The organism is Halomonas sp. GFAJ-1 (assembly GCF_000236625.2).
In the GTDB taxonomy this organism is placed as follows: domain Bacteria; phylum Pseudomonadota; class Gammaproteobacteria; order Pseudomonadales; family Halomonadaceae; genus Vreelandella.
On sequence record NZ_AHBC01000010.1, the window covers coordinates 58,830 to 70,027 of the forward strand.

Sequence of the window (11,198 nt, forward strand, 5' to 3'; positions counted from 1 at the left end):
CGTGAAGTAGCTCAGCAAGTAAGCGCGTGGATAACTGAAAATGGTGGGGGATAAATTAACGGCGGGTAGGGCAGTGTTAACAACTATCTGCCGATCGTATAGAGGTGTGGATATACATGTTGCCATGGATAGAGCTCCTTTTGCTTAGGGGCCGCTCCACTGTCGCCAAACAGTATGGAGGCGGCCGTACGCAGGTTGGCGAACCGGTGCAAAAGGAAACCGGCAGACCCGAGAGTCTCCCACGCACGACCGCCATATTCATGGCTAGCACAAATGAGCGCCTTCCATGATAGGGGCGCTTGCGCGCCTTTTGCTTGTCAGGTCGCCAAACCTGGTTGAGAATTTGTTCTCAACTGCTGTAAAAATATCAGGGCGTTATTAACTTGTAAAGTCTTCGTGTTGTTTCCTTGATCAACCTATTTTTTAACGTCTAGGTGTCAGGCCTCTCACTTAAATGGTCTGCCCTTATAAATGGTCTGCAAGAGCAGGTGATTGATAGCGCTCTAGTTTTTCGGTTTTGGTGCCAGTATGTCACTGTGTATGAGCCCAAGTGTATGCGCGTAGTTCTCTAACAACGTGCCGGGTTCGCGGTGACCTATCCACTTAGTGACCTGCAAAAGCAAAGTGCCTCTTGCCAGGGTGTCACGTCCTTCTGCGCCGCAAAAATGCTCAAGAATCTTTTGTAAGGGTTCCGGTTGGAACATCCAGTGGTGCCTATGTTGTAGGGTGTTTCGAAAATGCGGGTGTTGAGCCGCATGCAACCTTAGTAACGTCCAGGAGACAGCCGCGTGGCGCAGACCATGAAAATCAATATCCTCACCCAGCATATAGCGCATCCATTCGATGACGGGTTGAATTAATGACTTGCGTGTATAGGTTTCCGGTGAGTGTCGAGGGCCGAACAGCGCGGCTTCCGTTAACGACCACTGCGAGCATTCTGACAGGCGAGTATTGACCCACCTATGCATGCATTGGATAACGGAAGGTGGTGCCATAATATGCAGAGCCACTCGCCGCCTAGCCGCGGCTGTTTTTCCGCCTAGGATCTCGACCCAACAGTTGCGGTGACTTTGCTCATTAGCATCACTAAATATGATGGAATTCAGTGTTAGCGATTCAACTTCAGAGGCGCGCAGCCCACCATAAAATCCAAGCGCAATCACCAATCCCATCATTTGGCGTGGGTCGCCGTCGGGTACGTTGTTTGTCAGCGTATTCCATAGCAGCTGCATATGGTCCGGTGACAAAATGCGTGTGCGTAAGACGCTGGGTGCCAGTGTACCTCCTTGCTTCTTGGGCAGTGATACGTCTTCTAACATGCCGTGCTGTTGGCAGAACCGTATAAATTGTCGAAAACTGATTTTGAAACTTTCTAGCGTGCGGGCGGACCACTGGGCGCCGGATTGGGCCTCCATTTGCAGCTCGAGTACAACATCATCATCCCAATCGCTAAGATCGAGCACTGCTTCATGCAGTAGCATGGTGATAGGAGTTAGTCGTGAAAGCTGGGTGCGTGCTGTACTGAGTGTATTCCCTTCAGTACGCAGCTGATAATAGAGGAATTGCAGTATCCAGTCTGGATAGTGCCCGCGATGACCAATAAGCCTTTTTAGCCGTTTTTCATAGCGTTCTAACAGCGTCTGCATATCCACTGTATGTTTCTTGGCCACTACTTTTTTTTTATTGAGTCGAGCAGCTTCGGCTAAAAACTGTCTCAGCAGGTTTTTAGCGCGGCGCTGCCAGTCGATTGGTAAATGTTGAGTAGAGAAACTATAAACGCCCGCTGGGCGTGTTGTAGAGCCTGCTTCAGGAATAGGTGCTGGTGTTTGATTATGGTTGGATACTCGGTCAGGTAACCGCCCCATGCTGGCACCTGGGGCATACTGATGGGCGTCATCGTTTTGGGCAAGCAGCGGCACTGGTGTGCACGTTGGCAACGGATATTGTCGTAGCAGTGTAGACCATAGAGGAGGAGTGCCGCGCACAACGTCAACGTAGCGGCTAGCGGATACGACTGATGACCAGTGACGCAAGGCATACCACTCATGGCTGTCGGGGTGTGAGCGCAGTTCAGTTAGGCACTGTTTTACTGTTGTTTTTAGCCTCTGTCGTAGCTGTTTTCGTCGCTCTTTATAATTTAAGCTTTCAGCATCTTCGCTGATATCAAATAACCACGTTGTTGTGTTTTTACGTTTCAGACGCGTGGTTAGTGCTCGGATGGGTATCCATACATCATCATGCAGGGTGATCCGATAATGCCCGTCGTCAGGCCACTGGGCATGAGGAGATGATGGGATGGCGAGCTCGCGTCCGTTGATATGTTGCTGCGAAAGCATAGCTAGTGTGCCTAGCATGACTGTCTCACTCATTCCTGTCCTTGTCATTAATCGAATGGCCAGCAGCATTAGCCAAGCGTCGATATCCTGACGTTTCCGGCACCAGGGCAGCAGGTGTACCTCTAAGGCAATCATCTGCTCGGACATTGAAAAAGATCGCGGTGTGGTGGGAAGGGCAGAGGGCCGATGGACAGCGATGGGCTCCGGCATTAATACGGACTGCATGCCGGGCACTAAGTTGAGAGCCGTCAGCACGCGGTTAACGCGGTCTCGAGCTTGTCTTCTTGAAATGGAGCGCTCGGTAGCCTGACGCCATTCAAAAAAACGCTCGATTAGCGCTAAAACATCCGGCTGCTCGAGTTTTAGTGTTTGGATAGGCGTGTCACCCAGTGCATTGCTGAGTATGTGTGTTGTATCGCTGAGTTGCGATGCTTGGGTGAGTGGGTGGTTTGCTTCTTTCCACTCGCTGATTAGTCGCTCTGCATTTAGTAATTCCATGGCATACGGCTCCAATTCAGCGGTTGATATCCGCACGCGTTTAACCACTTTTTTAAAACATGACACAGTTGAGGGTGCCCTTGTACTCCCGACGGGGTTTCTGAACGAGGCGATGACAACATCCTTCCGTGGCGTGCGTGCCCAAGCAACGCGTCGACTTGGGCGTCCGGCACCGACTTGCGCAACCAACTAGCAAGCGAGTGACGAGCAACATTATTTTGGCTATCTGATATCAATGATAGGTTGAGAGTCGATATGTCTGACCAGTGCATGCCACGTAGTATTAAGTGTTGATCGCGCCGAGGTTTAAATAGCCAGGTGGGTGTGTCCAAGTTACCGGTGCGTTGATCATCAATAACGACCTCTGTAGAGCTCGCGACATGCATGACTAAAGAGTGCCAGCGGTGTAGTGATTTAAGGCTGTCGCGCACTGTAGGAAGAACAGGAATAACGCGCGACTCTAACCCGCGCGCTGAATTTTTGTCATGTACCCACTGCTGCTTTTGACCAATACGGTTCTCGCTGCTTGGGCCAATCGGGCGGGCACCCGTTGATAGCTGCCAGCCAAGTAGTTCATGTGCTGAAACCAGCTGTGAGAGGCATAACAGAGCATCAGTAGGAAACGGTTTATAAGGTTGCCATGTCTCGAGCTCTGCCTGTGAACTGCGCATGCGTTGACGAATATCATTAAATATCGACAGAAAAAACACGGGTGGCTGCGCAATGGCCGACCCAAAAGTCGCTGATGTGTGATGAGCGTTAACAGGTATTGCGGCAGGCAAAGTGGTTTTCGGAATACCTAGGTGTTGCAGCGTTTTATCCAACACGTGCTGAAGCTCGTTTCTGGATAGTTGTCTGTAAGCGGCTGGCGCGGAGAGGCCCAGGCCAAACTGACCAGCAAGTGCGCTTGCAGCCACATCATCAATGGCATGTGGCCGACGATAAAGCCAACTGCTTGCGCTTAAACGATTGGCGGTGGGAATCATGCCAGGTTCGTTACGAAAATAGCGTTTGAGATGTCGGTTGAGCTGGCCGCGGGCACCACGAAATGGGCGTTCTGAGAGTGGAAAGCGATTAAAAAACTCTGTCAGTGATGGAGGTAGCGCGAGCTGTACCCACTGATTTGCTGGGTTACCATTGCTTGAAGAGGGGCCGTCGAGTAAACGATAACACAGCAGGCTTTCAGCGGTGCACCAATGGGGGCGTTCGTCTTTTGGGTCGGCAGTGGCCGCGTTAATATACTCGCTAATGATGAGTCGCATTAATCGCTGTGGTGGCAAACCAAATGCGAGAAGCAAAGTCGCAAAAAACTTTAAGTTTAATTCGAGTGGCTGCGCGAGTACTTTACGCACCGTCTCGTCTGTTAGTCGTGCGAGATCGGTAATCGCAGGCAATGATGACACTGGCGCGCCCTGCGTCCGTCGACGTACGAGCTGAACATCATCGGTTCGGGTAAGCGTAGAAGAAAATTTGCGCTGTACTTGAGTGCTTTCGCTTGATTCTTCTCTATCGCTAGGGGCTTGCTTTTGGCCTTTAATAGGAATGTCATGCATGCCAAAAACTGTATTCTCGGACTGGCTACTACTATCATACTGTCTGTCGCGCTCTTTTCGTATAGTTAGACGGTTTGGCTGAGGTGTCTTTGATAATAAAGCTAGGCGTTTATTATGCCAAGGATCGCTTTTAAGCGTGCCGCCTGCACTTTTTTGACGATTTGAGCTGCTATATTCTCGTTGTTTTTCACCGGGCGTGAGAATTTTATTAGCCAACATGCTTAAAGTGTCTATTTTGTCTTTTAAACGTTTTTTTTGTGTATGCAGTGCGTCACTTCTGATGGTTGCTAAAATGTCAGAGCCTAAAGATTGTTGTGTTTCTAAAACCGTTATACCTGATTTTATAACAGCGCAGATAACGTCACGCGCTGCCAAGACATGGTTATAAAATGTCGATTTTGATATGCTTTTATTTTCATCAACGCTACTGAAAAGGTGACTAAAGTACTGCCTGGACTTTTTTGCTAATGCATTTGAGCTTTGAGAGAGATAAGAGGGATGAGTTAGTGCATAATAGACAGGATAGTTAGTTCCAATGTGCTCGGGCTTGGTTTTATTAATCAGTTCACTAGCCTGTAATTTTACAAGCAGCGTGTTAGTATCAATTTTTTGAACGTCACTACTATAAAGTGCAGCTGCTTTTTGAAACGTCAGCAGAGAGACGGGTGTCTGTGAATAGCTAACAACATCAAAAATACATGTTTTTTCATCATCAGACAGAGGGAGGCAGCCTATGGCGGACTCCCATTGTTGTTTGATTTCATGAGGATAAAGGCGTTCATTGGACATTTTTATAACTCAACATTTAATGAGAACTGTTTTTCTGCTTTTTCAGCAGCATTATTAATAATGGCTAACGATTTTTCAAAATTAGATGGCTTTTTTTGATGGTCAAAATTAGTGCTTGTTTTTTTAATTTCCGTACTGTTATCTGTTGGCGTTCTTTCAAGCTTGCCTTTGGGTTCTGTGTTTTTTTTATTTTCTGGTTTCTTCCTGGTTTTAATGTCAGGCATATGGGCAAGTGAGCTCTCGCTAAGGTTAGCTGCGTTGAGCAATGTTTTATAGTGGCGCAGCGAAAGTTTCGCGCTATTGAATAGAGTGTTTTCTATGCACGTTTTAAGTGCTGGGTTTTGTGAGATTTCGTTGGCCGCCTTTTTCCATAGTAGCGAACCGGCCGAATCTTTCTTTTTATAATGAAGTTGCTGAATCGTTCCGAGAAGAAAGCTCAACAGCATGCTATGGTCACTTTTTATAGATGCTTCCTCTACGATGTAAACAACTAAGTTTTCCATCAGTGAAAAGCTATTTTTAAGTGATGATTTCATCGAATTGAGCTGTGCAGTTATTGAGGGTCGGTTTAATAGCTGCTCACCCCCTCCTTCCGGTAGCAAAAGGACAGGAGGATGCGTTAGCACGACATTTTGCGCTCGGTCTGAAGCGCCACTCTTATAACTGCTGTTGTCTGTAAAGCCAAGAAGCTCTTGGGCTGATCGTACATCTATGCGTGCTTTAATAGTGTATGGATGACCAGTAAGTGGCTGAAAATTAATGTTCATGTGCAACGCTCTTTTATGTGTGTACATAGTGATAAGGGGCAATTTTTCGCTTCGTGCCCCAGCCGCGTTGGAGCGTTTTAAAAATTCAAGGCGGCAATCAGCACACACCCTCAAATAGCAGGCATGCGTAATGTCACCCCTCGAGCGCTAAACACCCGAAAAAATGACGTTTTAAACAGAAGGTAAGCGCGGCAGAGAACTGCCTAGCCTAGTAGATTGATAGCGCCAAAAGATTACGGCGATAAAGAACAAGCCAGCCAGCACCTAGCGCTATTCGTCATGGCCATTGGTCTAAGCCATAGCAATAGCAATAGCAATAGCCTACACAGCCCAAGCTATGAAGAGTGAGGCAGCCATGATTAGCCGGTGTGGAAGCTTCATTCGAAATAGCAAAGTGCAAGAAGGCAGCATTTTCCAAATGGATATCTTTGGAAGCCATCCTATAGGCACATTTGTATTGGGGGACTCCTAACAACCGATTTTGAACATCGAGAGGGAGCCGTAATAAAAGTGAAGATAGGTGATCATCCTCACCATGCGACAGCGGATAAATTAAATGCAATTGTACTTAATCAATGCATTATTTACCGGCACTGTGCGATAAGTACCTACTATCAGTAGATAGTCTTGGTTGGAAATTTACCATCGCTATTTCTGTATTGTCAATCACTTTTTCGCGGATCATGATTTTCGCGAGTGGCCTTGCGTGGTGCATGGCGGGTTTGCTTTAAAAGAAGCTTGTATAGGGTTTGTCTACGTAGAGCCTGCTATGCGAATACCTTACAATGGCGCGTGCATTTTAATAGCACAGGTTAATTAATATTCACCCGTACAGTGTAGGGCAAGGGAACACGCCCGTTTAATCCCTGGGCGGTAGCGTGCCTTTTTAATGGAAATCCTTATGTTACTAGATACTCCTATTTCCCTATCGCGGCCAGCGCGCATGCTGCTGGCGGCGCTAAGCGTTGCCGTGGTAAGCGGCTGTGCCACTAATTACCCCTCTGGCACCTCACAGCAACCCGCACAGTACGTACTCACTAACGACACCGCTAAGCCGCTGGAAGATGAAGCGCTAAACCGTTTCTTGTCTCAGGCGCCTGCCAGCGGGATACATAGCATGGCACGCAGCCCCTGGGGTGATAACGTCGAAATCATCGCCGACTCAACCTACCTAGCCGCCAGTGGCCGCCAATGCCGCCAGCTGCGCGTGGTGGCGGCGGGTGGCAATGCCCAAGCCGCGCTAGTGTGTGAAACGCCAAATGGCTGGGTGAGCCAGCGACTTGTGACCCAGGCCGTAGAAGGGCGCTACTAATGAGGATTTTACTGCCGATGCCGCGTATTTCGCTAAAACACAGCGTGGTTGCCGTGACGTTGATGATAGGTGCACTTGTAGCAGGCCCCGTTTCGGCACAGTCGCTTAGTCTTGCTGATTCTATTTTGCCCGAGCAGAGCGCAAGAGGTGGTCAAAGCGGACAACAGCAAGAACAAGTAGATGATACCCCTCGTGCCGATTGGCGTAGCGGTACCTTCGGCCCTGTTAACTTACCTATGCAGAATCCTGATGCGTTGCCGCCTTTTGGTGCCAACCTCTTTACTGGTGGTTTTCGTGGCGCTATGGGCGATGGTCTCAATGCGGATTACCGTATTAAGCCGGGTGACCAAGTCACCGTGCGTGCTTGGGGGGCTTTTGAACTCGACCGCGTTCTGCCGGTAGATGCCCAAGGCAACATTTTTATCCCTGGCTCTGGCCCGCTGAATGTACAAGGGCAAAACAGCCAGCAAGTAGATAACAGCGTGCGCCGCGCGATTACGTCTGTCTACCCGGATAACGTAGAGGTATACACCAACTTACAGGGCGTTCAGCCCGTGGCCGTCTTCGTAACCGGCTATGTGGAAAACCCCGGCCGCTACGCAGGCACCCCTAACGATTCGCTGCTTTATTTCCTCGACCAAGCAGGCGGTATCGATCAAGACCTAGGCAGCTACCGTCAGATCCGTGTGATGCGTAACAACAGCACCGTAGCTACCGTCGACCTTTATGACTTCCTGATTAACGGCACCATTGCCCGCCCGCAGTTTCAAGATGGCGACACCATTGTGGTAGAAGAACGCGGCCCTGCCATCGCAGTCGGGGGAGATGTACATCGCGAACACCGTTACGAACTAACGGGCAGCCTGCTCAGTGGGGCTGAAATCGTCAGTTTGGCGCGCTTAAGAAGCGGCGTATCGCATGTGCTGCTGCGTGGCGACCGTGAAGATGGCCCCATCGCTCAGTACTTCCCCATCGATATGTTTTACGGCCAAACGATTCGCAGCGGCGATGAAGTCCTGTTTAGCGCCGACCAGCGCAGCGAAACCATCGTGGTGGAAGTGGAAGGCAGCTATTACGGCCCATCGCGCTTTGCGCTTCCCCGCAATGCACGCTTAAGCGAATTGCTGGATGCCATCGCAGTGCCTGAAAATATGACCGCCGTTGAAAGCATTTCACTACAGCGGGAAAGCGTTCGCCAGCAGCAGGAGCAGTCGCTTCAAGATAGCCTGCGCCGCTTGGAAACCACTTATCTGGGCGCGTCATCGCGTACCGACCAAGAAGCGCAAATACGCCTTCAAGAGGCCGAACTCATTGAGCGCTTTATTGAGCGTGCCAGTGAGCTAGAGCCAAGCGGCCGCTTAGTAGTTGCTTCAAAGGACGGTATTTCTGACATTCGCCTGCAGGATGGTGATGTAATCACCATTCCCGAAATTAGCGATTCAGTACTCATCAGCGGGGAAATTCTTGTGCCTCAGGCCGCGGTGTATCGCCCGGGCATGAGCGTTATCGACTACGTGGAAAGCGCCGGTGGCTTTACCGAACGTGCAGATAAAGACCAAATTCTGCTGGTTCGCCAAAACGGCGCAGTGGAGCATGCCCGTAACTCGCCGCTTCGCCCAGGGGATGAGATTCTCATCATGCCCAAAGCGCCCACCCACAACCTTCAGTTAGCGTCCACGCTTACGCAAATACTGTTCCAAATCGCCGTTACCACCCGTGTAGCCTTGGATCTGTAAGCGTTTTAATGGTGAGTGGTGAGTAGACGAAATGCTCACACCTCACGCCTCACACCTCACTAATTTAAAAGTAGCGCTATGGCTAATGTAAAAGGGGCGCCAAAGGGCGCCCGCACGCCTTGGCAAGTCACCCGCAGCGTGTGGTACGCCATGTTTATGCGAGAAGCCATTTCTCGCACCATGGCAGACCGCATGGGCTGGTTCTGGATGATTTTTGAGCCAGTGGCGTTAGTTGCCATCATGGTAGCTATTCGCAGTTTTATCCGTGGCGACCGGCTGATTGTGAATGCTGAATTCATCCCCTGGATGATTGCTGGGCTGATGGGGTTTTTCTTAGTGCGTGAAGGGATGCTGCGCGGTATGGGGGCCATTGAAGCCAATAGTGCGCTGTTTGCTTATCGGCAAGTACAACCTGCAGACCCAGTGCTGGTGCGTAACTTCCTAGAGGGTATGCTGCGTACCTTTGTTTTTTTAATCTTTATCGTAGGTGGCTTGATGCTGGGGTTAAACATGTACCCCGATAATGCAATTAGGGCGATGGGGGCCTGGCTGTCGCTTTGGAGTTTAGGGCTTGGGCTGGGGCTAGTGACTTCTACAGCCGCTACGTTGGTGCCGGAAGTAGGCCGCGTGATTCGTATGCTGTCTTTGCCGCTGTTGATCATTTCTGGCGTCATTTTTCCGCTCAATCAGCTGCCTCACTGGCTGCTGGAATACCTGATGCTTAACCCTATTCCACACGCGTTAGAAACCCTCCGACTGGGCTTTTTTGAAAACTATCAGGTCATTCACGGCACCAGCCTGCTCTACTTCTGGTTATTTACGCTTTCACTAATTTCAGTAGGGCTACTCATGCACCTGCGTTTTGTTGATCGGTTAAAGGCAAAATAATTCATGTACGTTTCCCTACGTCGATTTGTAAAAACCTCTCCCCAATGGGCCGTTGCATTTCTTGCCATCCTGCTGGTCTCATTCTATTGGTTTGTTTGGGCAGAAGAGCGCTACGTATCCCGCGCCACGGTAGTATTAGAAAGCCCCCAAGTCGCCACGCCAGAATTCAGCCTTTCATCATTAATGGGGGGCGGAGGGGGTAACACGGCAGATCTCCTACTGCTGCGTGAGCACTTACTATCAGTAGATATGTTGCGTTTGTTAGACGAGCAGCTAGGGATTCGCCAGCACTATAGCGAGCATGGCGATTTTTTTGCCAAGTTGCGCGATGCAAACGCCCCGATTGAAGACCTGCACAAATATTACCTGCGCCGGGTAGAAGTGGAGCTGGACGAATACGCTGGGGTGCTGAATATTCATGTGCAAGGCTACACCCCAGAGTTCGCCCACAGCATGGCAACGCTACTGCTGGAAGCTGGCGAAAACCACATGAATGAAATGGGCCACCGCTTAGCAGACGAGCAAGTGCGTTTTCTAGAGCATCAAATGGTACGCCTGGAAGACCGCTTTAGAGATACCCGTTCAGAGTTACTCGACTTTCAAAACCAGTACGGCTTAGTATCGCCCACCTCCACAGTGGAAAGCATTAACCAAGTGGTTGCTACGTTAGAAGGCGATCTTGCCCGCTTACAGGCCCAGCGCAACGCACTTGCCAGCTTCCAAAGCGCACAATCTTCCGAGATGCGCCAAGTAGAGCGCAATATTGAAGCACTTCGCGACCAAATCATTGAACAGCGCGACCGCCTAGCCCAAGCGGCAGGGGACTCGCTTAACCGCATCTCCGCCGAGTACGAAACCCTAGAGCTACAAGCTCAGTTTGCTCAAGAAACCTACTCAAGTGCCCTGGCTGCATTAGAAAACACTCGCTTAGAAGCCGCCCGCCAGCTCAAGCAAGTAAGCGTACTGCAAAGCCCGCTATTCCCCGAATACCCAACCGAGCCTAACCGCTTATATAACAGCAGCGTGTTCGCCATCATTACCATCTTTTTGGCCTTCATCCTCAGCATGCTCATCATGATTGTGAAAGACCATCGGGATTGAGTTTTGGTGAGTGGTGAGTGGTGAAGAGTGAGTGGTTGGTGGTAACTCTTGAGCAATGGTTGAATCGCCCCGGATATTCTAGACACCCGTTAGGCTCTTAAAGTAACGCCTTTCATACTCAACCGGTGACAAGTTATCACTTGTGCCGTGTCGGCGCTTTGGGTTGTAAAACATTTCAATATAATTGAACACGTCACATCTAGCTGCTTCGCGTGTTG

Annotated in this window: 8 protein-coding genes; 4 read left to right on the forward strand and 4 right to left on the reverse strand. The window is 49.9% G+C overall.

Going from position 1 to position 11,198, the window contains the following annotated elements:
- Positions 1-503 precede the first annotated feature (503 nt).
- Genes MOY_RS03440 through MOY_RS03450 form a run of 3 tightly spaced genes read right to left on the reverse strand, consistent with a single transcriptional unit; the run spans position 504 to position 5,943 of the window.
- The gene (locus MOY_RS03440; RefSeq protein WP_009096533.1) at positions 504-2,834 is read right to left on the reverse strand and encodes a tyrosine-type recombinase/integrase; all 2,331 of its coding nucleotides are present in this window, start codon (positions 2,832-2,834) and stop codon (positions 504-506) included.
- Positions 2,822-5,176: a hypothetical protein gene (locus MOY_RS03445; RefSeq protein ID WP_009096536.1), complete on the reverse strand. Its 2,355-nt coding sequence runs from the start codon at positions 5,174-5,176 to the stop codon at positions 2,822-2,824. The genes MOY_RS03440 and MOY_RS03445 overlap by 13 nt, the downstream gene beginning before the upstream one ends.
- Positions 5,177-5,178: 2 nt before the next feature.
- Positions 5,179-5,943: a hypothetical protein gene (locus tag MOY_RS03450; RefSeq protein ID WP_009096538.1), complete on the reverse strand. Its 765-nt coding sequence runs from the start codon at positions 5,941-5,943 to the stop codon at positions 5,179-5,181.
- Positions 5,944-6,844: 901 nt separating this feature from the next.
- Between MOY_RS03450 and MOY_RS03455 the strand changes: the two genes are divergently transcribed.
- The 4 genes from MOY_RS03455 to MOY_RS03470 all read left to right on the forward strand — a co-directional run bounded on the left by MOY_RS03455 (position 6,845) and on the right by MOY_RS03470 (position 10,980).
- Positions 6,845-7,255, forward strand: a complete 411-nt coding sequence (locus tag MOY_RS03455) for a DVU3141 family protein (RefSeq protein ID WP_009096539.1) — start codon at positions 6,845-6,847, stop codon at positions 7,253-7,255.
- Positions 7,255-8,991 (forward strand): polysaccharide biosynthesis/export family protein, encoded by a 1,737-nt coding sequence (locus MOY_RS03460; protein WP_009096541.1) that lies wholly within the window; start codon positions 7,255-7,257, stop codon positions 8,989-8,991. The genes MOY_RS03455 and MOY_RS03460 overlap by 1 nt, the downstream gene beginning before the upstream one ends.
- A gap of 78 nt (positions 8,992-9,069) precedes the next feature.
- The gene (locus MOY_RS03465; protein WP_009096544.1) at positions 9,070-9,879 is read left to right on the forward strand and encodes an ABC transporter permease; all 810 of its coding nucleotides are present in this window, start codon (positions 9,070-9,072) and stop codon (positions 9,877-9,879) included.
- A gap of 3 nt (positions 9,880-9,882) precedes the next feature.
- Positions 9,883-10,980, forward strand: a complete 1,098-nt coding sequence (locus MOY_RS03470) for a chain-length determining protein (RefSeq protein WP_009096546.1) — start codon at positions 9,883-9,885, stop codon at positions 10,978-10,980.
- 78 nt (positions 10,981-11,058) lie between these two features.
- On the opposite strand, the gene MOY_RS16825 is transcribed toward MOY_RS03470, so the two are convergent.
- A partial coding sequence (locus MOY_RS16825) for an IS3 family transposase (protein WP_139029279.1) occupies positions 11,059-11,198 on the reverse strand: 140 nt, incomplete at its 5' end.

Bases quoted from the DNA above. Each gene is read 5' to 3' on its own strand.
- MOY_RS03440 (WP_009096533.1), bottom strand. From the start codon at position 2,834: ATGGAATTACTAAATGCAGAGCGACTAATCAGCGAGTGGAAAGAAGCA.
- MOY_RS03445 (WP_009096536.1), bottom strand. From the start codon at position 5,176: ATGTCCAATGAACGCCTTTATCCTCATGAAATCAAACAACAATGGGAG.
- MOY_RS03450 (WP_009096538.1), bottom strand. From the start codon at position 5,943: ATGAACATTAATTTTCAGCCACTTACTGGTCATCCATACACTATTAAA.
- MOY_RS03455 (WP_009096539.1), top strand. From the start codon at position 6,845: ATGTTACTAGATACTCCTATTTCCCTATCGCGGCCAGCGCGCATGCTG.
- MOY_RS03460 (WP_009096541.1), top strand. From the start codon at position 7,255: ATGAGGATTTTACTGCCGATGCCGCGTATTTCGCTAAAACACAGCGTG.
- MOY_RS03465 (WP_009096544.1), top strand. From the start codon at position 9,070: ATGGCTAATGTAAAAGGGGCGCCAAAGGGCGCCCGCACGCCTTGGCAA.
- MOY_RS03470 (WP_009096546.1), top strand. From the start codon at position 9,883: ATGTACGTTTCCCTACGTCGATTTGTAAAAACCTCTCCCCAATGGGCC.